Raw genomic sequence first — 24,047 nt, 5'->3', positions numbered from 1 at the left:
CATGTTGAAATTCCTATCTGTAAAAGTTGAAGACCATATTGCGGTGGCGACGTTAAATCATGCGCCAGCTAATGCAATGTCTTCACAAGTTATGCATGACGTTACTGAATTAATCGATCAAGTGGAAAAGGATGATAACATTCGTGTTGTTGTTCTACATGGTGAAGGGCGTTTCTTCTCAGCAGGAGCAGATATTAAAGAATTTACATCTGTTACTGAAGCGAAGCAAGCAACAGAATTAGCACAGCTTGGACAAGTTACGTTTGAGCGTGTTGAAAAATGTTCAAAACCAGTTATTGCGGCAATTCATGGAGCGGCACTTGGCGGCGGCCTTGAGTTTGCTATGTCTTGCCACATGCGCTTTGTAACTGAAAGTGCAAAACTTGGTTTACCTGAATTAACACTTGGATTAATTCCTGGTTTTGCAGGTACACAGCGTTTACCGCGTTATGTTGGTAAAGCGAAAGCTTGTGAAATGATGTTAACAAGTACACCAATTACTGGTGCAGAAGCATTACAATGGGGGCTTGTTAACGGGGTATTTTCTGAAGAATCTATTTTAGAAGATACGCTTAAAATTGCAAAACAGATTGCTGGAAAAAGTCCAGCAACAACTCGTGCTGTGCTAGAGTTATTACAAACGACAAAATCGTCTCATTATTATGAAGGTGTACAGCGTGAATCACAGATTTTTGGTGAAGTGTTTACGAGTGAAGATGGAAGAGAAGGTGTAGCAGCGTTTTTAGAAAAACGTAAGCCTTCATTTAGTGGTAGGTAGTCCAATTATTTTTTTAATATAAATTAACAGAATTTTAAAATTGATAGAATCTTTCTGAAAAATAAGGGGGTAAATGGAATGAACATCTACGTACTCATGAAACGAACATTTGATACAGAAGAAAAAATCGTAATTAAAAACGGTGCAATTTACGATGGCGAAGCGGAATTCATCATCAACCCTTACGACGAATATGCGATTGAAGAAGCAATTCAAGTAAGAGATGCACAAGGTGGAGAGGTTACTGTTGTAACAGTTGGTGGCGAGGATAGTGAGAAAGAACTTCGTACTGCGTTAGCGATGGGCTGCGATAAAGCGGTATTAATCAATATTGAAGATGATGTTGAAAATGGTGATCAGTTCACGACAGCAAAAGTACTTGCTGAGTATTTAAAAGATAAAGATGCAGATTTAATTTTAGGCGGAAACGTTGCGATTGACGGTGCATCTGGACAGGTTGGTCCACGCGTGGCTGAAGCGTTAAACATTCCATACGTAACGACAATTACAAAGCTTGAAATTGACGGTACAAATGTGAAGATTGAGCGTGATGTTGAAGGAGATACAGAAGTAATTGAAACATCATTACCAGTTTTAGTAACAGCGCAACAAGGTTTAAATGAACCGCGTTATCCATCACTTCCAGGTATTATGAAAGCGAAGAAAAAGCCACTAGAAGAAGTAGAATTAGATGATTTAGATTTAGAAGAAGATGATGTGGAAGCAAAAACAAAAACAATTGAAATCTATTTGCCTCCTAAGAAAGATGCAGGAAAAGTGTTACAAGGCGAGCTGCAAGATCAAGTAAAAGAACTTGTATCGTTGCTCCACACAGAAGCGAAAGTAATCTAATAAAATACGAAATTATATATGCAGGAGGGAAAATCTATGGCTCGTAAAGTATTAGTAATGGGTGAAGTTCGTGATGGATCGCTACGTAACGTTTCATTTGAAGCGGTAGCAGCAGCAAAAACAATTGCAGAAGGCGGTGAAGTGGTAGGTCTTCTAGTTGGAGACAGCGTTGCCTCTTTTGCAAATGAATTGATTCATTACGGTGCAGATCGCGTTGTGACAGTTGAAAATGATAAGTTAAAATCATATACGTCTGATGGTTATGCGCAAGCGTTTTTAGCTGTATATGCTGAAGAAAATCCAGAAGGTATTGTATTTGGACATACAGCACTTGGTAAAGATTTATCACCAAAATTAGCAGCGAAGCTTGAAGCTGGTTTAGTTTCTGACGTAACTGCTTTAGAAGTTGAAGGTGGAAATGTTATCTTCACTCGTCCAATTTACTCTGGTAAAGCGTTCGAGAAGAAGATTGTAACAGATGGTATCTTATTTGCGACAGTGCGTCCAAATAACATTACAACGCTTGAAAAAGATGAATCTCGCATCGGTGATGTATCTTCTATTACAGTTGATGTAAAAGATTTACGTACAATCATTCAAGATGTCGTCCGTAAAACTGCAGAAGGTGTAGATCTTTCTGAAGCGAAAGTTATTATCGCAGGTGGACGCGGTGTGAAGAGTGAAGAAGGATTTAAACCATTAAAAGAGTTAGCTGACGTGCTAGGCGGCGCTGTTGGGGCATCTCGTGGTGCTTGTGACGCTGAGTATTGTGATTACTCATTACAAATTGGTCAAACTGGTAAAGTTGTTACGCCAGACCTATACATTGCGTGCGGTATCTCTGGTGCGATTCAGCATTTAGCTGGTATGTCTAACTCGAAAATAATTGTTGCGATTAATAAAGATCCAGAAGCAAGTATCTTCAAAGTAGCTGACTATGGTATTGTTGGTGACCTATTTGAAGTTGTACCTCTTTTAACAGAAGAATTTAAAAAGTTAAAAGTACATTCATGATTTGAGTACCCTTGAGTTCTAAGTGAAGTACCCCTATATATAGAAAAAGGTGAGGGATCCCCTGTCTCTCACCTTTTTAGTATTTAATCCGTATTTTTATATAGTATAAAGGGACATTTTTTTGTTACAATACATAACGATACATAATATTCGCCACGTATATAAGTTAATGTTATACTCTTGGTAGAATATACTTGAAGGAGGAAATAAAATGGCAATTGTAAATGCAAACGACCAAAGCTTCGCAGCTGAAACTGGCGAAGGTGTTGTATTATTAGATTTCTGGGCACCTTGGTGTGGACCTTGTAAAATGATCGCTCCTGTATTAGAAGAAATCGATGCAGAGTTAGGCGAGAAAGTAAAAGTAGTAAAAGTAGACGTTGATGAGAACCAAGAAACTGCTCGTCAATTCGAAGTAATGAGTATTCCAGCTCTTTTCGTATTAAAAGACGGTAAAGTAGTTGATCAAACGTTAGGTTATAAACCGAAAGAAGCGTTAGTAGAATTAGTTTCTAAACACTTCTAAAATAAAAAAAGCTACCATTTGGTAGCTTTTTTTATTTTCTTTTTTATAACCTTTCCGTTACAATAAAAGAACGTATGTTGGGTGTTTTGGCATAGTATGTTTTCATGTGAAAATAAAAATGCTAAGCATGTAGAAATGGAGGGTAACGAGTGCACGAACATTTGAAAGAGAAGTTGGCTATTTTACCAGATCAACCTGGTTGTTATTTAATGAAAGATAAGCAAGGAACGGTTATATATGTCGGTAAGGCAAAAGTACTAAAAAATCGTGTGCGCTCGTACTTTACTGGTTCGCATGATGGGAAAACACTTCGGCTTGTAGGAGAAATTGTTGACTTTGAATATATCGTAACCTCCTCAAATTTGGAGGCTCTTATTTTAGAGTTAAATTTAATTAAAAAATATGATCCAAAATATAATATTCAATTAAAAGATGATAAAACATATCCTTTCATTAAAATTACAGCTGAAAAACAGCCGCGCTTACTCATTACGCGAAATGTAAAAAAGGATAAAGGAAAGTATTTTGGTCCTTATCCAAATGCGCAATCAGCTCATGAAACAAAGAAATTATTAGATCGTATGTATCCGCTTCGTAAATGCTCAAATATGCCAGATAAAGTTTGCTTGTATTATCATATGGGCCAATGTTTAGCGCCTTGTGTGAAAGAAGTAACGGAAGAGCAAAATAAAGAAATTGTAGATGAAATTATTAAGTTTTTAAATGGTGGACATAAAGAAGTTCGATCAGAATTAGAAACAAAGATGTATGAGGCTTCAGAGAAACTAGAATTTGAACGGGCGAAAGAGTTGCGCGATCAAATTGCTCATATTGATGCAATTATGGAAAAACAAAAAATGATTATGAGTGACTTAGTGGATCGTGACGTGTTTGGATATGCGGTTGATAAAGGATGGATGTGTGTTCAAGTTTTCTTTGTTAGAAAAGGAAAGTTAATTGAGCGTGATGTTTCTATGTTTCCAATCTATGATGAACCAGAAGAGGGATTTTTAACGTTTATCGGTCAATTTTATGAAAACAGTAGTCACTTTAAACCGAAGGAAATTGTCGTTCCAGGAAGTATAGATTCAGAATTAGTAGAACGCTTTTTAGAAGTTGAAGCGACACAGCCGAAACGTGGTAAGAAAAAAGACCTTGTAGAATTAGCAAATAAAAACGCAAAAATTGCACTAGAAGAGAAATTTTACTTAATTGAACGTGATGAAGAGCGGACGGTTAAAGCCATTGATAATTTAGGGAAGCAGCTTGGTATTGAAACCCCATATCGTATTGAAGCGTTTGATAACTCGAATATTCAAGGGATAAATCCCGTGTCCGCAATGATTGCTTTTATCGATGGGAAACCAGCAAAGAAAGAATATCGGAAATATAAAATTAAAACAGTTCAAGGTCCTGATGATTACGAATCTATGAGGGAAGTTGTAAGACGCCGTTATACGAGGGCGCTTAAAGAGAATTTACCTTTACCAGATTTAATCATTATTGATGGTGGAAAAGGCCATCTGGCCGCTACAAGTGATGTTCTGGAGAATGAACTAGGATTATATATTCCAATGGCAGGGCTTGTAAAAGATGACAAACATAAAACATCACATTTAATTATTGGAGATCCGCCTGAACCTGTGATGCTTGAGAGGAATAGCCAAGAATTTTATTTATTGCAACGCATTCAAGATGAAGTGCATAGATTTGCAATTACATTCCATCGCCAGTTGCATGGGAAATCGGTCATTCAATCAGCGTTGGATGATATTCCAGGAATCGGTGATAAACGGAAAAAGGTATTGTTAAAACATTTTGGCTCATTAAAAAAGATGAAAGAAGCTTCTGTAACAGAATTTGTCGAAGCAGGTATGCCGAAAAATGTCGCAGAGACGATTTATACGTATTTAACAGATAAGAAGACGTTGTAGTTTACAACGTCTTCTGTTTTTTGGTATAATTTCTGAAGATTTAAAATAAATGCATATGAATGAAAATACAAAAAAGTCAACTAAACTTATATGTCTAGTTGACCGTGGGAAAGGTTACACTTCAATGAGATCTTTTATATCCCATTTCACAAGAAATGTAATAGAGTCTGAACGCTTTTTCTTTTCTTCATAGGACTCTGCAACGACGTTTCGTTGCTTTTGAATTTGTTCAGCGATGAATCCAGCTTCTAATTGATAAGAAGAATGTCTGTTTTGTTTTTGACGTTCAGCGATGAGTGTGCCTTTAAGTTGGAACTGCATTTCACGACGCTTATGTTCAATAATGCTTAAAGTGCCCCAGCCAGCTTTTTCAAAGAACTGAATGACTTCTTCAATTGTTTCTAGCGGATATTTTCTTGCAAGGTTTCTACCAGACCAGTATAAAATACCATCTAAATCGTTACCGATTAAATCAGGTAGTAATTCTTCACGTAGCAATTCATAAGCGAAGGCGTTCAATGAAACATCTTCTAAAGATGTTGTATCGATTGTATTTTTACTCACAATATTCCCCTCTTTCTATAGGGATTATTATATAACATTTTTCATTTATAAAAACAGATTTTTCTTTAGGGAAATCTGAATATATAAGAAGGGAAAAAGAATTGGCAAATTATATGCAAATTATGTATACGTTTTCTTGACGCTTCGACAAAAATAGGGGTAAAATGAACTTGTTATCAAATTATGCTGAAATATTTCGAATAATTTTTTCAGTTTTTCTTATGCCAATAGTGAAAAAACATTATTGTTGTAAATTAATCTGAAAACAGCAGTCAAACATTCAAGGGGGTAATGGGGACATGAAAGGCCGCGAGTATACGTTTCGTAAGTGGCACTCATTAATGGGGGTCATCCCGGTTGGTGTCTTTTTGACGCAACATCTAATTGTAAACAACTTTGCAACAAGAGGAGCAGAGGCTTTTAACAAAGCTGCAGGCTTTATGGAGCTCCTTCCATTCCGGTATGCGCTAGAAATTTTCATCATCTTTTTACCTATACTGTACCATGCTATATATGGCTTATATATTGCATTTACAGCTAAGAACAATGCGGTATCTTACGGTTATTTCCGTAACTGGATGTTCGTCTTCCAACGAATTTCAGGTATCGTTACGCTGATCTTCATTTCTTGGCACGTCTGGGAAACTCGTATTCAAGCAATGTTAGGTAAAGAGGTAAACTATGATATGATGGCAGATATTTTAAACAACCCATTTATGTTTGGTTTCTATTTAGTTGGTGTTGTTTCAACGATTTTCCACTTTGCAAATGGACTATGGACATTCTGCATAAGCTGGGGAATTACAGTATCTCCACGTTCACAAAGAATCTCTACTTATGTAACATTAGCTATTTTCTTAGGTCTATCTTATGTAGGTGTGAGTGCATTATTAGCGTTCATCGATCCACAGCTAGCAAACCAGTAAGGAGTGGGAGAGCATGAAAGGGAAACTTATAGTAGTCGGCGGTGGCTTGGCCGGCTTAATGGCAACGATTAAAGCGGCAGAAGCAGGAGTAAATGTTGAACTATTTTCTTTAGTACCAGTAAAACGTTCACATTCTGTATGTGCCCAAGGTGGAATTAACGGTGCCGTAAATACAAAAGGTGAAGGGGATTCTCCATGGATCCACTTTGACGATACAATTTATGGTGGGGACTTCTTAGCGAACCAACCGCCAGTTAAAGCAATGTGTGAAGCAGCACCAGGTATTATTCATTTAATGGACCGCATGGGTGTTATGTTCAACCGTACGGAAGAAGGACTTCTTGATTTCCGTCGCTTTGGTGGAACACAACATCACCGTACAGCATTTGCTGGCGCAACAACTGGTCAACAATTACTATATGCATTAGATGAGCAAGTACGCCGTCATGAAGTAGCAGGACTTGTAACGAAATACGAAGGTTGGGATTTCTTACGAGCTGTTGTTGATGATGAAGGTGTGTGCCGAGGAATCGTCGCACAAGACTTACAGACTATGGAGATTAAAAGTTTCCAAGCTGATGCCGTGATTATGGCAACAGGGGGCCCTGGTATCATCTTTGGAAAATCAACTAACTCTATTATCAATACAGGTACAGCAGCATCTGCTGTATATCAACAAGGTGCATATTATGCGAACGGTGAGTTCATTCAAATCCATCCAACGGCAATTCCTGGAGACGATAAGTTACGTCTTATGAGTGAATCTGCACGTGGTGAAGGTGGGCGTGTTTGGACATATAAAGATGGTAAGCCATGGTACTTCTTAGAAGAAAAATATCCTGCTTACGGAAACCTTGTACCTCGTGATATTGCAACGCGTGAAATCTTTGATGTTTGCGTAGAGCAAAAACTAGGTATTAACGGTGAAAACATGGTATATCTAGATCTTTCTCATAAAGATCCGAAAGAACTAGATATTAAACTTGGTGGAATTATTGAAATCTATGAGAAGTTTACAGGTGATGATCCTCGTAAACTACCAATGAAAATCTTCCCAGCGGTTCACTATTCAATGGGCGGACTATGGGTTGATTACAAGCAGATGACAAGTATTCCAGGTTTATTTGCAGCAGGTGAGTGTGATTATTCTATGCACGGTGGTAACCGTCTAGGTGCGAACTCACTATTATCAGCAATTTACGGTGGTATGGTAGCAGGACCAAACGCAATTGAGTATATGAAAGGTCTTTCTAAATCATCTGATGCTGTTTCATCTACTGTATATGAGCAAAATGAATTAATCGAAACAGAGAAATTTAACAATATTTTAACGCTTGATGGTAATGAAAATGCATATGTTCTTCATAAAGAGCTTGGAGAATGGATGACAGATAACGTTACAGTAGTTCGTGAAAATAAAAAATTACTAGAAACAGATGCGAAAATTGAAGAGTTAATGGCTCGTTACAAACGTATTAACATTAACGATACTGCAAGATGGAGCAACCAAGGTGCTTCGTTTACACGCCAACTTGCAAATATGTTTGAGTTAGCACGTGTTATTACAATTGGGGCATATAACCGTAATGAAAGCCGCGGAGCTCATTACAAACCAGAATTCCCAAATCGTGATGATGCAAACTTCTTAAAAACTACGATGGCGAAATTTGAAGGAGAAGGAAATGCACCAGCATTCCATTACGAAGAAGTGGATGTTTCATTAATTAAACCACGTAAACGTGACTATTCTTCAAAACACGATGTAGCTGCTAAGGGTGAAGAGAAGGGGGATAAGCAACATGTCTGAGAAAACAATCCGCCTCATCATTACGAGACAAGATGGACCAGATGCACAAGAATTTGACCAAGAGTTTGAAATTCCGTATCGTCCAAATATGAATATTATTTCAGCGCTGATGGAAATTCGTCGTAATCCTGTTGATTCAAAAGGGAACCAAACGACTCCGATTGCATGGGATATGAACTGTTTAGAGGAAGTATGTGGTGCTTGTTCGATGGTGATTAACGGAAAACCACGTCAATCATGTACAGCTCTTATTGACCAGTTAGAACAACCAATTCGCTTAAAGCCGATGAAGACATTCCCAGTTGTACGTGACTTGCAAGTTGACCGTAGTCGCATGTTTAATGCTCTAAAACGCGTTAAAGCTTGGATTCCAATTGATGGTACGTATGACTTAGGACCAGGACCAAGAATGCCAGAGAAAAAGCGTCAATGGGCTTATGAGCTTTCAAAATGTATGACATGTGGTGTTTGCTTAGAATCATGTCCAAACGTAAACAGTAAATCTGACTTTATTGGACCAGCACCGTTATCACAAGCTCGTTTATTCAACTCACATCCAACGGGTGAAATGCATAAAGCAGATCGCTTACGTGCAATTATGGGAGATGGAGGACTTGCCAACTGTGGTAACTCTCAAAACTGTGTGCAATCATGTCCGAAAGGTATTCCATTAACAACTTCAATTGCAGCATTAAACCGTGATACAACAATTCAATCGTTCAAAGATTTCTTTGGTAGCGACAATAACTATTAATAAATATTGCCTCTTCATGTTGAAGAGGCAATATTTATAACTTTATTTTTCTGTTTATTCTGTTTATTTTAAAAGTGAAAAGGAGAGGTAGCAATGAAGAGGATTTCTTATATCGAAGACTTTGAGCAATGGGAAAGTGGTTTTTCATTTTACAATCCTGTGAAAGTTCGTTTTGGTGAAGTCGATATGTTTGGACATGTAAATAATGTCGTTGCTTTTACTTATTTTGAAGAAGCTCGTATCGCATTATTTAAAGAGCTCGGATTTATGCAAGAATGGACACATGAATCATCAGAAACGATGATCGTTGTTGCAGATCTACAATGTAATTTTATTAAACAAATTTATTTTGATGAGCAGTTGAAAGTATATGTAAAGGCTGGAGCGGTTGGGAATTCCTCTTTAGATTTACACTATATGGTCAAAAATGCAGAAGGGGAAGTGTGTTTAGTTGGACGCGGTATGATGGTTCAAGCATCGAAAAAAACGGGAAGAGGCGAACCGTGGCCTGAAGAATGGAAGAGAAAATTACTACAGTGATAGAGTGAAAGAAAAATAAGAGAGCAAATTGCTCTCTTATTTTTTGCCTTCCATCGCTTCTTCTAATGTTAAATGATGTTTATATATGTATGTAGCGTATGGATTACCAACGTATCGCAAGTGCCACGGTTCATATGAATACTCTGTAGTCTCTGTTTTATCCTCTAAATAACGGATGACAAATCCGAACTCATGAGCATGTTTCGCGACCCATTTTCCTTCTGCTGTCTCTCCGAAGATTGGTTCTAATTGGAATTTAGCAGATTTTGAGCTAATATCCATTGCTAGACCAGTTTGATGCTCACTTGTTCCAGGAATTGCACTTACCGAATTAGCCTCAGTTTTTCCTTGGCGCTTAATATATGTATTATGTAATGACTGTTGACGTTTGTAAGAACGGTAACCTGAAACTGCTGTAAGTTCTAACCCTTCGTCTTTCGCTGCTTGGAACATTTTCTCAAGCGCATCTGCAGCATCTTTACGAAGTAATGTTTTCTCTTTATCTTTTGGACTAGTAAATGGTACGTTCGGTTTCGTTAAATCTTTTGGAATGTACCCATCTGGTAGTTTTCGATGTTTATTAACTAATACAAGAGCAGAATCTGGATTTGTTACAACTGAAAAATTATTGTCTAGTTTCTTTGCATTATGATTAGCTTTTGGAAAAGCAGGAATCTCTTCTTTTTGATGGTTACTATGTTTTTGACTTTCGACAGCCTTTACCTCGTTTTGTAGTGGTGATTTAGAACCAAAGTAAGCGAAAGATGTGATACCGATTACAATAGTAGCGGCAGAAACAATTATTATCTTTTTCATGATGCCTTGTAATCACAGTCCTTTCTTAATAAAATATGTATCGTTGTTATTATAAGTCTAGTTTATTGAAAAAGAAATATAAGAGTCATAACGTAATAGAAATGCAAAGAAAATGTCAGAAAATGTGTGAAATTGTAGTGTTTTTTCATATAATTCATTTCTTATCTTTCACGAAATTCATTTTTTATGTTATATATATATAAGAAGATATAACGATTATGAGAGTAAAGGACTTCTTGTATAGACTAGGAGTGAATGGGAATGGATTTTGCAACAATTATTGGAATCATTTTAGGAGTATTGGCGGTAGTAGTAGGAATGGTCGTCAAGGGCGCTGACGTAATGGCCTTACTGAATCCTGCCGCGGCACTAATTATTTTTGTCGGTACATTTGCTGCAGTATGTATTGCATTTCCGATGAATCAACTAAAAAGAGTTCCAAAATTATTTAAAGTTCTTTTTGGTTCAAATAAAAAAGATTTAAGCTATGAACAGTTACTAGAGTTATTTGTTCATTGGACATCCGAGAGTAGAAAATACGGTATTTTGTCTTTAGAACAACAATTAGATAAAATTGAGGATGAGTTTCTTTTACGTGGTATGAAATTTGTGATTGATGGCGTATCCGCAGAAGATTTAGAACAAATTTTAGAAGCTGAATTAGAATCAATTGAAGAAAGGCATGCAAAAGGAGCGGCAATTTTTTCTCAAGCTGGTACATATGCACCGACATTAGGGGTTTTAGGTGCTGTTATTGGTCTTGTAGCTGCACTTGGAAATTTAACTGATATTGAAAAGTTAGGACATGCTATTTCAGGTGCATTTATTGCAACGATTTTCGGTATCTTTTCAGGTTACGTGTTATGGCATCCATTTGCAAATAAATTAAAGCAAAAGTCTGCCGCTGAATTAGAGAAGAAACGTTTAATTATTGATTGTTTATTAATATTACAAGAAGGTACATATCCATTTATTATGAAAAACCGCATTTTAGGTGCGCTTTCTGCAACTGAGCGTAAAAAGCTAGAAAAAGGAGCGGGAAAAAATGCGGAGTAGGAAGAATAGAAGAAATAAAAAGAAAAAGCATGACGAACATATTGATGAAACGTGGTTAATTCCGTATTCTGATATGCTAACGCTGTTGTTTGCATTGTTTATTGTTTTATTTGCAATGAGTAGTATAGATGCTGCGAAATTTAAACAGATGGCAGTTGCTTTTAGCAGTGAACTAGCAGGTGGAACAGGAAATAAAGAGTTTTTAAGTGATCAAAAGCCAAATGATGAAAAAGAATTATCAGCAAGTAGCCTTGAGGCGGAACAAGAAAAAAAACAAAAAGAAGCTAGAGCCGAAGAAAAAAAAGAAATGGATGAGTTAAAATCATTACAAAAAAAGATTGATCAATATATTAATAAGAAGCAATTATCCTCTGCTTTTCAAACTGAATTAACTGAAAAGGGATTAATGGTGACAATACTAGAGAATGTGCTGTTTGATTCGGGGAAAGCAGATGTGAAATTAGAATCTTTAGGGATTGCAAAAGAGATGTCTAACCTACTTGTTTCAGCGTCACCTCGTGAAATTACAGTAGCTGGTCATACTGATAATGTCCCGATTGCCAATGCGCAGTTTGCATCGAATTGGGAATTAAGTACGCAGCGTGCAGTTAATTTTATGCAAGTATTACTCCAAAATAAAGAATTGCAACCAGAAAAATTTAGTACAATTGGTTACGGAGAATATCGTTCAATTGCTCCGAACGATACACAAGAAGGAAAGGCAAAGAATAGACGTGTGGAAGTGTTTATCTTGCCTTTAACAGAGAAGGGAAAATGAAAGAGGATGGCGAAAGCCATCCTCTTTGTTATTTTGCATCAAATGATTTTAAGTTGTCACGACGGATTTTATCTTTTTCTGCATCTGATTTTTTGAAATTATAGTCATATAAAGCGCCTTCCCAATCACCATACATTGGGTTAGGGAAAATGATGAATTTCTCACCAAATTGTGCTTTTGATTCTTCCACTGCTTGATTACGATCGTTTACAGATTTTCCATCAAAACCAGTGAAATCAGATAAGTTATCACCGAAGAATAAAACAATATCATGTGTTTGAGAAACGAGTTCACGGCGTTTTTCTTTTCCTTTTTCTTTCGGGTCTTGTAGTAATATATGTTCTTTCGTTGCTTGAGGAGCACCTACGCGCTCAAGGTTTTTAATAGTTGCATCTAGTTGATTCGTTTTACGATTTGAGATGTAGTAAATATCTACACCTTTAGACTCTGTATATTTTAAGAAATCAATTGCGCCTGGAAGGGCTTCAGCTTCAGCCTTATTAATCCAATCGTCCCATTTGTAAGGATAGCCTTTTCCTGTTTTTACGCTCATAGCTTGATGAGGACTGTTATCTAAAACAGTTTCATCTAAATCAAGTACGATAGCAGGTTTTTTTTCTGTGCCTTTTGCAAGAGCTGCATCAAGCTTTAATTGACCAATATTGTATCCTTGGTAATAAAGTGCTTTCGTTTCACCAGCTGTTTGATACCATAAATCAGCCATCAATTGCTGGTCTGTTAATTTTACTTTTTCTTCTTTCGCCACTGTTTTCTCAGCTGTTCCTGAACATGCTACAAGCGATGTGGAAAGAACGGCTACAGATAATAAAGTGGTAATACCCCTCTTCATCTTCATATGTATCCTCCTTGATGTTAGAAAATCATTTTATATTATATATTAAAATATAATATTTTTATATGAACATTTGCATATTGTCTTTTGTATATGTAGTAGTTTGTCTTATATTAGAAAGATGAGTCAAATAATAATAATTGTTTTGACAAGTTTTATTGTCGTAATGACAAGTATAATTGACGAAAACAGGATTTTTATTTACAATTTTAACTAAATGAAACAAATGATGGGTTAGGTGTAGCGATACATATAAGAGAATGAAATATAGTACTATATTTCATCCTGAACAATCATAGGCTTTAACAGAGGGTACGAATGATACTAAAGGGGAGGCTTTATACATTGAGTTTACAAATTCAAAACTTAACAAAAATATTCGGAGAATCTAAAGCAGTTAATGGTTTGCAAATCTCGTTACCGAAAGGTGAAGTGTTAGGGTTACTTGGCCGAAATGGTGCAGGGAAAACAACGACAATTAAAATGTTACTAGGTTTATTAACGCCAAATGAAGGTTCTATTACGTGGGATGGAAAAACATTTGGTGATAGCGGGGTAACAATTGGATATTTACCAGAAGAAAGAGGACTATATACAAAAAGTAGAGTAATAGATCAGTTGCGATATTTTGGTAGATTAGAAGGAATGACGAAAAAAGAAGTGGATCTTGCAATTGATTACTGGTTAGAACGCTTAGCAATTCCAGAATATAAATTTAAAACGGCTGGAGAACTTTCAAAAGGGAATCAGCAAAAAATTCAATTGATAGCTGCTCTTCTTCACGATCCAGAACTCCTTATTTTGGATGAACCCTTTAGCGGACTTGATCCAGTTAATGCTGGAATGCTAGCTAGTATTATTGGAGAACAAGTACAGAGCGGAAAGACAATTATTTTATCAAGTCACCGTATGGAGCAAGTAGAGGCTTTTTGCCAGCATGTATGTATTTTGAAAAAGGGTGAAGCAGTTGTAGAGGGACAGTTAAGTGATATTAAGAAGGAATACGGTTTCCGTAATTTAACGATTGAAGATATAGCAGAGAATGAAAAGGGATTAGAAGCTATACAAGTCCCGTATGAAAAACAACAAGGCCTTCTTTATGTAAAAGTACAAGACGATGCAGAAGCTCTAAAGATTTTGCAACAATTGCAAGAACAAGGTGTTAGCTTACGACAATTTAAAATGTTAGAGCCAACGTTGAACGAAATCTTTGTAGAGAGGGCGAAATAACGATGCGTAAATTTTCTCATGTATTTTCATTTTATTTTAGGGAAGCGTTTTTATCTAAAAAATCATTAATTACGAGTGCGATTTTATTTTTAGTTGTGTTTGGGATTTTTGCATTTAATCATTTTACTTCAGGTGATGATAAAAATAAGGATAAAGATAAAATTGCAGTTGTAGTAGAGAGCTCCACATACAAAGTACAAAAAGAAGAGCTAAATAAGCTATTGCCATCAGCAAAAATAACGGTTGGTTCAAAGGATGATTTTGATAAACTGCATAAGCAAGTAGAAGAAGGTGATTTAGATGGTCTATTCCATGTGATGGAAAAGGATGGGACTCCAGCGGTTACATATATGTATAATGGATTTCCAAGCCAAGCAACTTCTGCAATTATGGCAGGCTATTTAAAACAACAATATACGATGGTGACGATTGCAAAAAATAATGTTTCACCAGAAATTGCGCAGCAATTACAAGCAGAAATTCAAGTGAAGCAAGAAGCGATAAAAGATCGTACATCTTCTTTCGGAATTGCGTATTTCTTTACATTTGCTTTGTATATGTTTATTGTAGCTTTCGGAAATACAATTGCAATGAATATTGCATCTGAAAAGGCGTCACGTGTAATGGAAGTAATGCTTCCGAAAGTAAAGCCACTTACGATGATGTATGCGAAAATCTTAGCGGTTGTTTCAACGGCGTTATTGCAACTTGTAATATTGGCGTGTGGTTACCTTATTCCTTATTTGTTAGGTTGGGTCGATTTAGAAAGTGCCTCATTATTTGGTATTCCAATTGACTTTACCAAATTAGATGCAAAGGTTATAAGCATGTTCCTTGTGTATTTCATTACGGGGTATTTACTATATGCGATGATGTATGCAGCTGCTGGAGCTGTCGTGTCTAAGACGGAGGATTTACAAGCTGTATCTTTCCCAGTAATGATTTTAATCATGGCTGCATTCTTTATTAGTATTAAATCATTAAGTGATCCGAATAGTACTATCGTTGTTGTAAGTTCATATGTTCCGTTCTTTACTCCTATGGTCACATTTTCACGGATTGTAGCTGGTGAAGCAGGTATGTTGGAAATTACGATAACATTAGTAGTCTTATTGGCGACAATCGGTATATTAAACGCTGTTACAAGCCGTATCTACGTAAACGGTGTAATGAATTACTCCGACAAAGTGAAGTTTAAAGATTTAGCGAAATTTATAAAGCGTCAATAATGGGAGAAAAGCATGATTTTCTAATGGAATCATGCTTTTTCTTTATGTATAAATTAAAAATAGTATATAATAATAAGAGTTGTCTTTTAATAGAATGAATAAAAAGGAGGGTGTGCAGATGGGAATTAGTAGTCGTTTTACAGTAGGTGTTCATATGTTAACGTTACTTGCGATAGATCGAAACTCTCGCTGTACCTCTGAATGGATTGCTGGTAGTGTGAATACAAATCCAGTTGTGATTCGTCGCATTACAGGAATGTTGAAGAGAGCAGGACTTGTTGATGTACAAGCTGGTAAAGGTGGTACGACACTTGCTCGTGATTTAGATGAAATTACATTACTTGATGTATATAAAGCTGTGGAAGTTGTAGAAGAAGGACATCTATTTTCTTTCCATGAAAATCCCAACATTGAATGTCCAGTAGGAGCTAATATTCAATCGGTATTAGAGATTGTTTTAATGCAATCGCAAGAAGCGATGGAAAACGTACTTGCAAATGTAACGGTAGAGCAGTTAGTTACAAATTTAAAGTCGAAAATTAAAAAATAAAAAAGCGAGCTTCCTCATAATGAGGGCTCGCTTTTTTTATTCGGAAATATTGAAAATTCTATTTTTCAGTATTTAAAATAAACTTTCCTACAACAGCTGCTACGATACCACCAAGAATTGGGGCAACGATGAATACCCATAGTTGAGAAAGTGCTTCTCCGCCAGCGAATAGAGCTGGTGCGATACTACGAGCTGGGTTAACAGATGTTCCAGTTAACGGAATGCCTAATAAGTGAATTAATACTAATGTGAAACCAATTACTAGTCCAGCTAAAGAAGAACTTCCTTTTTTACCAGTTACAGCAACGATAACTAAAACAAATACGAAAGTTAAAATGAATTCAACTAGAAATGCTCCAGATAAACCAAGAGTTCCAAAACTATTTTGTCCTAAATTATCTAAAGGTGTTTTAGCAGAGCGTAAAATTGTTACTAACGTTGCAGTTCCTAATAAACCACCTAAAATTTGAGCTAATACATAATAACAAAGTTCCATAGCGTTCATTCTTTTGTTGATGAACATAGCGATTGATACTGCTGGGTTAATGTGACATCCAGAAATTGTTCCAATGCTATATGCCATAGCTACAATAGATAGACCGAAAGCCATAGCGATACCTAGTGTTCCAATTCCTTCAATTCCGCCGCCAGTAACAGCTACTCCAGTTCCGAATAATACAAGTACAAATGTACCAATAAATTCAGCGATTGCTTTTTTTAACATAATTTACCTCCTATTAATGCGCATGAAACGTATTATAACATAAGTTTTAGTATAAACAGCTAATGAAATACTATTCTGATAAGGCGAAATAGGGAGACAATAAAAATAGATATGGTTCTATGAAGAAGAACCATATCTATTTTTATGCCGATTTTTTTGTTTAATAACTGGAACAGAACGGTTTAAAACGCTATTTACGACCATTCCTAACATGATAATAATCATCCCAATCAGTGACAGACCACTAGGGAATGAACCATTTAAGAAAATAATCTCACCAAGCACGGTAAAGACCATCGTTCCAGCTTGTGTTGCTTCAACAGCTCCAAGTAAAGCAAGATTGTCTTTTGCTAAATCAGTAGCAAAGAAAAATGTCATCGTCGCAATAACTCCAGAACATAGTGCTAACAAAAATCCTTGAAGCATTTGAGTTGATGATGGAATACCAGTAGTGGAAAATCCGTATATCCCAAGGAGAATTGTAATAGGAAGACTTCCAATTGCCATTCCTAATACACGTTGGAATGTATCAAGACGTCCGCCAACAAGTTCCATCATTTTTCGGTTGCCGAAGGGATATAAGAAAGCTGCTAAAACGACAGGTAAAAAGCCTGAAATGAACTGATTCATTGTAATGTGGCCTGCTTCAGTCGCTTGCATACAAATTACACCAAGTAAAATAAATAAAGCGACGTATAAACTGCGTAGTGGAATTTTTCCACGTACAAGTTTTGTACCTGATTTTGTTTCTATTTTAATGAAAAATAATGGCGATAAAAGCAAACCTGCTAATATAGTAACTTGCCAAGTTCCAGCAACGAGCCAAGCTGGAGAGAAGACAGCGGCGAAACTTAATAAAGAATAGAAACCAATCCCTGCAACGGAACCCCATCCGATCCATGCAAATGGATGTTTCTTTAACTCTGCCCATAACCCCCTTAAGTTTTTGCGAAATAAAACGATAAGGAATAAAATAGGGAGAGCAAATAAAAAACGGAAGGAAGCTGTCCAAGCCCAGCTTGTTCCAGATACGTTCATCGCTCTATTAATAATAAAGGTTGCAGAAAAGAAGGCTGATGATAAAAGGCCTAATAATATTGCGCGCATGAAATATAGCACTCCTTTCGGAATTAAATAATTATGTATAGTATAATATACTTAAGTACAATAAAAGTAAACTATTTTATATTTTAAGGTGGTTTTATAGATGAAAGAAAATGAGGATATGCAAACAAAAGAAGTGATCCAGCAAGTAGGTCAGTTATTAAGACAAATTCGAAATGAACAAAAACTAAGTTTAGAAGAATTAGCCCAAAAAACAGGGGTTAGTAAATTGACATTAGGAAAAATCGAAAGAGGGGAAACGAATCCAACGTTAGCTGTCATTTGGAAAATAACGAAAGGGTTATCGATTCCTTTATCAAGATTAATGGTTGTTGGAGAACCTGTAGCTGTTGCGCGCTGCGGAGAGGGATTTGCAGTAGATGTAGGACAAGCATGGCATTTAGAAACGATGTTCCGTTACACGAAAGAAACAGGGATGGAAATGCACCGTGCTTGTTTAAGAGCGAATAGTATATATGAACCGGAAGCTCATCATGAAGGTGCTATTGAGCTTGTAACGGTAATGAAAGGGAAAGTATCTATTCAAGTGGAGAATGATGTGTATGAGCTAAATGAGTTTGACTCCATTCAATTTGAAGCGAATAAGAAACATAGTTATAAGAATGAAGAAGATGAAGTGGCAGTATTACATTTAACGATGAAATACTCTTCATGAAAAAATTCCCTATAGAAAAAACTATAGGGGATTTTTTATACGTTTTGTTCAAATGTATTGAATGAAGTTATTAGTAAGAGCGTGGCATAAGTAATAAACAAATGAAATAAACTAAAAAACCCGTTCCAAAACATAAAATAGCAATAACCCAAAGTATGCGAATGAGAGTAGAGCTAATATCAAAATATTCTCCTAAACCACCACATACACCAAATAACATTTTATCAGTTTCGGATTTATATAATCTTTTTGACATTGTCCAATCCACTCCTTTTTATAGCAAACTGTATACTTCTATTCTATATGGAATTTTATGAGAAGACTATGAGGTTGTATTACATTTTTTATAAAGTGAACTGTGTTTTACAATTTAGATACGGGATTATATAAACAATGAATCTAATTTATAGCGCAGTACAATAGTTTGCGATAAAAGTAAAAAAAGGCCTTAGGTAGCAAAGTTAAACCACCAAAAGGGCCTTATATTATTGTTTCATTTTATAGTTGAATTGTTGGTGTATCCAATGTGAAAACATATAACAAATACTTAGTGAAAGAGTAACCGCTATACTAACCCAAATGCTCGCTAAAGGACTGATTAAGAAGTAAGTTACATAACCGGTAAGGGTACCAATAATCGAGATGAGCGGTATAATGATGCTGATCTTTTGTTTGCTGAAAATAACGAATAATATTGTGATGATAAGAGATGTATAAAGAATACCAAAGAAAAAAATAATTTCTAAAATAGTATAGTTTGTAGTAATTGTAATGAAAAAAGCTAAAAATCCGATAGTTATAGAAATAAAATGAGCTGTATATAATTTGAAATTTATTTTTGTACGTATCATCGGTATAAAATCTCGAATGAGTTTAGTAAATCCATGCATCCAAGAAATAAAACTAGAAGTTATTGCGCTTAAAGAGCCGATAACGAGTAGATAAAATAAAATGGTAAATTCTATTTTTTTTGGAAGTTGAGCTAGAAGATCGTATAAATGATCTAAGCTTCCACTAAAGATAACTATCATAATTAGAGAAGCGAACGCCAAAGGGATGGTAATCCATATAAATCCTGATAGTAAAAAAGTCGGAATGATTTTTTTAGGATGAATACGGAAAGCTTTATCCCAAGATGCAGGGCTTATTAATACTCTGCCTGTTTCGATGAGAATGCCGGCAGTAAGAAAATATATTCCGTTTATATTTTCATAAAATAGCAAATACGGGTGATATAAGCGAATTCCATCGTATACATGGGTAATGCCATCTTGCACAAAAAAATAAATTGGAATAATGATCATGGTAGAAAACATTAATACAGTTTGCATAATAGCCATTTTAGTAAATAGCTTAGCGTTACTTAACATTACGAATATTGTACAAAGGGTAATGAAAAGGAAAGAACCCAATGTATATGGAATATGAAAAAAAACATTAAGTAAAATACTAGCAACTTTCGTTTGAATGAACATACTTTCTATACTTAATAGAACAAGGAAAGAGCATACAATTATATATCCTTTGTGAGAAAGTTTATAAGATAAGTAATCGTGAATGGATTCTCCTTCTGGGAATGTAGAACGTATTTTTTTTATTAAAATCCCCAATAAAATAAGAGTAAAAGGGCCAATCATCGCATAAAGAATACCAGCGATTAGCCCATAATTGATAATAGATTCAGGTAAAGCGAGCGTCGATATACTTGCGACCCATTTAGATAATAAAAGAACAGTACCAGTTCCGATACCCAATTGTAAAGGTGTGAAAGCTGAGTTGTTTTTCGTCACAATTTATCCCTCGCCTCTATATTCTTTCGGAGTCATTCCGGTCATTTTACGAAAAACAGTACTGAAATAATGCTGACTATTAAAACCAGATCGTTCAGAGATTTGAGAGATACACCAATGAGGGTGCTCCGTTAAATATTTCTGTGACATTTCAATCCGATATTGCATGATATATCCGGAAAATGAAATACCTACTTCTTCATGGAACCGTCGGCTTAAATAAGTCGGATTTGTATGTACTTTAGCTGCGATGTCTGCCAAGTGTAGTTTGTCATGAAAAGTTTCATGGATGATGTCTAATGTATCTTGAATAATACGTGAGTAGGAAGGAGTATTGGAAACTCCTTTGTACTTTTGTAATACATCAATGAGTTCTTTTTCTATAATTGGCTTTGTTATGTAGTCAATAACTCCTAGACGAATAGATTGTTTTGCATAATCGAAATTTTGATATGCGGTTACGATGATGATGTCCAAGTTAGAGTTATTATTTTTTAATTTTTCACCTAGTTGTAGGCCGGATATGCCTGGAAGGTGAATATCTAAAAGTGCTAAATGAATCGAGAATTTTTCATTTATACTTAAAGCTGCATCCGCATCTAAAGCTAGATGCAGTGTCCAATTAGGAAACTGACGGTGGATAAGAAATTCTAATTGTTCCAGTTCCAGTGGTTCGTCATCTACTAATAGCACGTTCATTTTTGTATTACCTCCTCTGTGTTTTTTTCTGTGATGAAAGGCCATGTGATTTCTACTTTCGTGCCGTTCTCTTTTGTAGAGAGGAAAGAGAACGTAGTTTGTTCTTGAAAGAATAACTGAAATCGTTGTTTTATATTTTCAAGTCCGTATCCGCTTTCTTCCGTATGGGAAGTAAATGGTTCGTTTTGAGTACCGTTGTCGGATACTAGAAGTATAATTCGGTTATTTGTATTGTATAGATGAATATTTAAAATTGCTTGACCAGCTTTTTTTTCTAGCCCATGTTTAAAGGAATTCTCAACCAACGTTTGAATCACGAAAGGTGGAATATGGGCGTTATGTAAATCTTCAGAAGAGGTAATGCTTACTGAAAGCCTTGAGCGAAATCGCATTTTTTGAATCTCAATATAATAATTCGTATAGGTTAGTTCTTCAGAAATAGGAATTAACAAATCTGTTGTTTTATATTTTCCTTTTAAAAATAGAGAAAAGATTTCGAGTGATTTGACAACTTCATCTGTTCTCTGTAGACGAGCTAAACTTAAAATTGTATTTAATGTATTGAATAAAAAATGAGGCTGAATTTGTTGAGTAAGTTGATGATATAAAGATTGTTGCAACTCTCGTTCTAGTGCTATTTTTTTCTTTTCACTTTCTAGTAAGTCGATTCGTTTTTCAAAAATAAATAAACATAATAAAATAATAGCTCCAAAAATTGGAGCTAAGACAAGTATAGTTATTAATACAGCAAATGCTTCATAAGTTAACATACATACCTCAATCTTGTTTTTTATTATTATACTAAAGTGTTGTAAATATTTCTATTATTCAGACTCGGATCAAATGATATGACAGGCTACTTTATGATCTTCACTTATAGATTGAAAACTTGGTTGCTGCGTAGCGCATTTTTCAATGGCATACGGACAACGAGTATGAAAACGACAGCCTGTTGGCGGGTTTAAAGGAGAGGGCAGGTCTCCTTTAAGTTCAATACGCTCTTTTTTCGTTCCTGCACTAATGGTAGGAATTGCTGAGAGAAGCGCTTTTGTGTAAGGGTGTTGCGGATTGTTAAAAAGAGAATGTTTATCGGCAATCTCCACAATGGTACCAAGGTACATTACAATGATACGATCTGATATGTGACGAACGACAGCTAAGTCGTGAGAGATGAATAAATATGTTAACCCATATTGTTGTTGCAACTGCTTTAATAAATTTAATACTTGTGCTTGCACTGAAACATCTAAGGCGGAGACAGCTTCGTCACAAATGATGAGTTTTGGATTAACAGCTAAGGCGCGAGCAATTCCAATTCTTTGGCGTTGTCCGCCACTAAACTCATGTGGATAGCGCTTCACTGCATCAGGTGGAAGACCAACTTTCCCGAGTAACTCAATAACCTTTGCTTTCCTTTCTCCTTTTGGACATACGTTTTGAATGGTCATAGCTTCTTCTAAAATACTCCCTACAGTTTGCCGAGGGTTTAAAGAAGCGAAGGGATCTTGAAAAATAACTTGTAAATCTTTTCTAATCTTTCGCATTGCTGAGTTATTTAATTCTAGTAAATCCTTATCTTGAAATATAATTTTTCCACTTGTTGCTTCATCAAGGCGCAATATTGCACGCCCAGTGGTGGATTTTCCGCAACCAGATTCACCAACAATACTAACAGTTTCCTTTTCGTAAATTGTAAAGCTAATATCGTCAACCGCTTTAATATAGCTAATAGAACGTCCTAGAATCCCTTTTTTTATAGGGAAGTATTGTTTTAAGTTTTGTACTTGTAATAACTCTCGTTTATTTATTTGCGTAGCAGTAGACATTTTATAATACCTCCAATTCTTCTGAAGATGATTTATCCCAAAGGTCAGTAAACATCCAGCATCGAACTTCGCTTCCATCTTGCGTGAGTTGAAGTTCTGGAAGAGTATTGTGACATAGTTCTTTTGCATGTGTGCATCTATCAGCAAAGCGACATCCACTCGGCATATGGTATGGACTCGGTACGGACCCAGGAATAGTTTGTAATTCTTCTTGGTCTGTATCGAGTCTTGGAAGAGATTGAAGAAGTCCGATTGTATAAGGATGTTTTGGGCTAGTAAATATATGCTCGATATCTGCATATTCGACGATTTTTCCAGCGTACATAACGGCGACTCTATCGCATGTTTCTGACACGACTCCTAAGTCATGGGTGATCATGATAATCCCCATACCGAGTTGTTTTTGAAGTGATTTCATAAGTGATAATATTTGAGCTTGAATTGTTACGTCAAGAGCAGTTGTTGGTTCATCTGCAATGAGTAAATCTGGATTGCAAGCAAGTGCCATTGCAATCATAATGCGTTGTCGCATTCCTCCGCTTAGTTCATGTGGCTCTTGTTTTGCACGCTTTTCAGGAGAAGGAATTCCAACTAGTTTCAACATATCGACGGCTTTATTCCAAGCTTCTTTTTTATTTAATTTTTGATGGATACGAATTGCTTCTGCGATCTGTTCCCCAACAGAATATACTGGATTCAAAGATGTCATTGGCTCTTGGAAAATCATTGAGATTTGATTTCCACGAATTGCGCGCATTTCAGCTTCTTTTTGTTGTAATAAATCTTTTCCTTTAAATAAAATGCTGCCTTCAATTTTACTGCCGCTTTCTCGGTCGATTAATCTCATAATGGATAGAGAAGTGATACTCTTCCCACAACCAGATTCACCTACGATGCCGAGTGTTTCTCCTTTAGAAACAGAGAAATTTAAACCATCAACCGCTTTGCTTACACCTTCGTCTGTAAAGAAATGTGTTTTTAAATCTTTAACTTGTAATATCTCTTCCTTTTTATTCATGTT

26 protein-coding genes are annotated in these 24,047 nt (G+C 35.9%); 15 read left to right on the top strand and 11 right to left on the bottom strand.

Translation table 11 applies throughout. The annotated features are described in order from the left end of the window. Position 1: 1 nt before the first annotated feature. From LUS72_RS22390 to uvrC, 5 genes are all read left to right on the top strand, one after another. Positions 2–778, top strand: coding sequence for an enoyl-CoA hydratase (locus tag LUS72_RS22390; protein WP_097830519.1), 777 nt, complete (start codon positions 2–4; stop codon positions 776–778). Between the two features lie 78 nt (positions 779–856). Continuing rightward, entirely contained in the window at positions 857–1,630 is a 774-nt protein-coding gene (etfB, locus tag LUS72_RS22385; RefSeq protein WP_001029031.1) for an electron transfer flavoprotein subunit beta, read from the top strand. Positions 1,631–1,666: 36 nt separating this feature from the next. Beyond that, on the top strand, positions 1,667–2,644 hold the full coding sequence (gene etfA, locus LUS72_RS22380; protein WP_097830520.1) for an electron transfer flavoprotein subunit alpha: 978 nt from the start codon (positions 1,667–1,669) through the stop codon (positions 2,642–2,644). A 211-nt stretch (positions 2,645–2,855) separates the two neighbouring features. Continuing rightward, positions 2,856–3,170: a thioredoxin gene (gene trxA / locus LUS72_RS22375; RefSeq protein WP_097830521.1), complete on the top strand. Its 315-nt coding sequence runs from the start codon at positions 2,856–2,858 to the stop codon at positions 3,168–3,170. Positions 3,171–3,319: 149 nt separating this feature from the next. Further along, the gene (gene uvrC, locus LUS72_RS22370) at positions 3,320–5,104 is read left to right on the top strand and encodes an excinuclease ABC subunit C (RefSeq protein ID WP_264448279.1); all 1,785 of its coding nucleotides are present in this window, start codon (positions 3,320–3,322) and stop codon (positions 5,102–5,104) included. A gap of 114 nt (positions 5,105–5,218) precedes the next feature. On the opposite strand, the gene LUS72_RS22365 is transcribed toward uvrC, so the two are convergent. After that, positions 5,219–5,668: a YslB family protein gene (locus tag LUS72_RS22365; RefSeq protein ID WP_000042225.1), complete on the bottom strand. Its 450-nt coding sequence runs from the start codon at positions 5,666–5,668 to the stop codon at positions 5,219–5,221. 299 nt (positions 5,669–5,967) lie between these two features. Between LUS72_RS22365 and sdhC the strand changes: the two genes are divergently transcribed. From sdhC to LUS72_RS22345, 4 genes are all read left to right on the top strand, one after another. Beyond that, positions 5,968–6,594 carry a succinate dehydrogenase cytochrome B558 gene (gene sdhC / locus LUS72_RS22360; protein WP_000678357.1) on the top strand — a complete coding sequence of 209 codons (627 nt, stop codon included), beginning with the start codon at positions 5,968–5,970 and terminating at the stop codon, positions 6,592–6,594. 13 nt (positions 6,595–6,607) lie between these two features. After that, positions 6,608–8,401, top strand: coding sequence for a succinate dehydrogenase flavoprotein subunit (sdhA, locus tag LUS72_RS22355; protein WP_000676749.1), 1,794 nt, complete (start codon positions 6,608–6,610; stop codon positions 8,399–8,401). After that, positions 8,394–9,155, top strand: coding sequence for a succinate dehydrogenase iron-sulfur subunit (gene sdhB / locus LUS72_RS22350; protein WP_001291830.1), 762 nt, complete (start codon positions 8,394–8,396; stop codon positions 9,153–9,155). Before sdhA ends, sdhB begins: the two co-directional genes overlap by 8 nt. A gap of 93 nt (positions 9,156–9,248) precedes the next feature. Then, the gene (locus tag LUS72_RS22345) at positions 9,249–9,695 is read left to right on the top strand and encodes an acyl-CoA thioesterase (RefSeq protein ID WP_097830523.1); all 447 of its coding nucleotides are present in this window, start codon (positions 9,249–9,251) and stop codon (positions 9,693–9,695) included. Positions 9,696–9,731: 36 nt separating this feature from the next. On the opposite strand, the gene LUS72_RS22340 is transcribed toward LUS72_RS22345, so the two are convergent. Beyond that, positions 9,732–10,511, bottom strand: a complete 780-nt coding sequence (locus LUS72_RS22340; RefSeq protein WP_097830524.1) for a M15 family metallopeptidase — start codon at positions 10,509–10,511, stop codon at positions 9,732–9,734. A 261-nt stretch (positions 10,512–10,772) separates the two neighbouring features. Here LUS72_RS22340 and motA point away from each other — a divergent pair, with 261 nt between their 5' ends. Together motA and motB are read left to right on the top strand one after the other, a co-directional pair. Continuing rightward, the gene (motA, locus tag LUS72_RS22335) at positions 10,773–11,567 is read left to right on the top strand and encodes a flagellar motor stator protein MotA (protein WP_097830526.1); all 795 of its coding nucleotides are present in this window, start codon (positions 10,773–10,775) and stop codon (positions 11,565–11,567) included. Then, on the top strand, positions 11,557–12,345 hold the full coding sequence (motB, locus tag LUS72_RS22330) for a flagellar motor protein MotB (RefSeq protein WP_097830527.1): 789 nt from the start codon (positions 11,557–11,559) through the stop codon (positions 12,343–12,345). The genes motA and motB overlap by 11 nt, the downstream gene beginning before the upstream one ends. Before the next feature lie 28 nt (positions 12,346–12,373). On the opposite strand, the gene LUS72_RS22325 is transcribed toward motB, so the two are convergent. Beyond that, positions 12,374–13,201, bottom strand: a complete 828-nt coding sequence (locus tag LUS72_RS22325) for a 5'-nucleotidase, lipoprotein e(P4) family (RefSeq protein WP_097830528.1) — start codon at positions 13,199–13,201, stop codon at positions 12,374–12,376. A gap of 342 nt (positions 13,202–13,543) precedes the next feature. Here LUS72_RS22325 and LUS72_RS22320 point away from each other — a divergent pair, with 342 nt between their 5' ends. The 3 genes from LUS72_RS22320 to LUS72_RS22310 all read left to right on the top strand — a co-directional run bounded on the left by LUS72_RS22320 (position 13,544) and on the right by LUS72_RS22310 (position 16,207). Next, on the top strand, positions 13,544–14,428 hold the full coding sequence (locus LUS72_RS22320; protein WP_264448278.1) for an ABC transporter ATP-binding protein: 885 nt from the start codon (positions 13,544–13,546) through the stop codon (positions 14,426–14,428). A 2-nt stretch (positions 14,429–14,430) separates the two neighbouring features. Next, positions 14,431–15,657, top strand: coding sequence for an ABC transporter permease (locus LUS72_RS22315; RefSeq protein ID WP_264448277.1), 1,227 nt, complete (start codon positions 14,431–14,433; stop codon positions 15,655–15,657). Positions 15,658–15,775: 118 nt separating this feature from the next. Then, complete coding sequence (locus LUS72_RS22310) at positions 15,776–16,207, top strand: Rrf2 family transcriptional regulator (protein WP_097830531.1); 432 nt, start codon at positions 15,776–15,778, stop codon at positions 16,205–16,207. A 58-nt stretch (positions 16,208–16,265) separates the two neighbouring features. Here the strand turns inward: LUS72_RS22310 and LUS72_RS22305 are convergent, their stop codons facing one another. Together LUS72_RS22305 and LUS72_RS22300 are read right to left on the bottom strand one after the other, a co-directional pair. Beyond that, positions 16,266–16,931, bottom strand: coding sequence for an MIP/aquaporin family protein (locus LUS72_RS22305; RefSeq protein ID WP_097830532.1), 666 nt, complete (start codon positions 16,929–16,931; stop codon positions 16,266–16,268). A gap of 117 nt (positions 16,932–17,048) precedes the next feature. Next, positions 17,049–18,038, bottom strand: a complete 990-nt coding sequence (locus LUS72_RS22300) for a DMT family transporter (protein ID WP_097830533.1) — start codon at positions 18,036–18,038, stop codon at positions 17,049–17,051. Between the two features lie 100 nt (positions 18,039–18,138). Here LUS72_RS22300 and LUS72_RS22295 point away from each other — a divergent pair, with 100 nt between their 5' ends. Continuing rightward, on the top strand, positions 18,139–18,711 hold the full coding sequence (locus tag LUS72_RS22295) for a helix-turn-helix domain-containing protein (RefSeq protein WP_097830534.1): 573 nt from the start codon (positions 18,139–18,141) through the stop codon (positions 18,709–18,711). A 70-nt stretch (positions 18,712–18,781) separates the two neighbouring features. Here LUS72_RS22295 and LUS72_RS22290 read toward each other — a convergent pair whose 3' ends face one another. The 6 genes from LUS72_RS22290 to LUS72_RS22265 all read right to left on the bottom strand — a co-directional run bounded on the left by LUS72_RS22290 (position 18,782) and on the right by LUS72_RS22265 (position 24,044). Beyond that, positions 18,782–18,967, bottom strand: a complete 186-nt coding sequence (locus LUS72_RS22290) for a PspC domain-containing protein (RefSeq protein WP_097830535.1) — start codon at positions 18,965–18,967, stop codon at positions 18,782–18,784. A gap of 229 nt (positions 18,968–19,196) precedes the next feature. Then, entirely contained in the window at positions 19,197–20,501 is a 1,305-nt protein-coding gene (locus LUS72_RS22285) for an SLC5/6 family protein (protein ID WP_264448276.1), read from the bottom strand. Between the two features lie 3 nt (positions 20,502–20,504). Continuing rightward, on the bottom strand, positions 20,505–21,200 hold the full coding sequence (locus LUS72_RS22280; RefSeq protein ID WP_264448275.1) for a response regulator transcription factor: 696 nt from the start codon (positions 21,198–21,200) through the stop codon (positions 20,505–20,507). Then, the gene (locus tag LUS72_RS22275) at positions 21,197–21,970 is read right to left on the bottom strand and encodes a sensor histidine kinase (RefSeq protein WP_264448274.1); all 774 of its coding nucleotides are present in this window, start codon (positions 21,968–21,970) and stop codon (positions 21,197–21,199) included. The genes LUS72_RS22280 and LUS72_RS22275 overlap by 4 nt, the downstream gene beginning before the upstream one ends. 69 nt (positions 21,971–22,039) lie before the next feature. After that, positions 22,040–23,026 carry an ABC transporter ATP-binding protein gene (locus LUS72_RS22270; RefSeq protein WP_264448273.1) on the bottom strand — a complete coding sequence of 329 codons (987 nt, stop codon included), beginning with the start codon at positions 23,024–23,026 and terminating at the stop codon, positions 22,040–22,042. Between the two features lies 1 nt (position 23,027). Then, on the bottom strand, positions 23,028–24,044 hold the full coding sequence (locus tag LUS72_RS22265; RefSeq protein WP_264448272.1) for an ABC transporter ATP-binding protein: 1,017 nt from the start codon (positions 24,042–24,044) through the stop codon (positions 23,028–23,030). Positions 24,045–24,047 lie beyond the last annotated feature (3 nt).

The organism is Bacillus cereus (assembly GCF_025917685.1).
Lineage (GTDB): Bacteria > Bacillota > Bacilli > Bacillales > Bacillaceae_G > Bacillus_A > Bacillus_A cereus_AT.
This window is presented reverse-complemented; position numbering and strand designations above follow the sequence as displayed.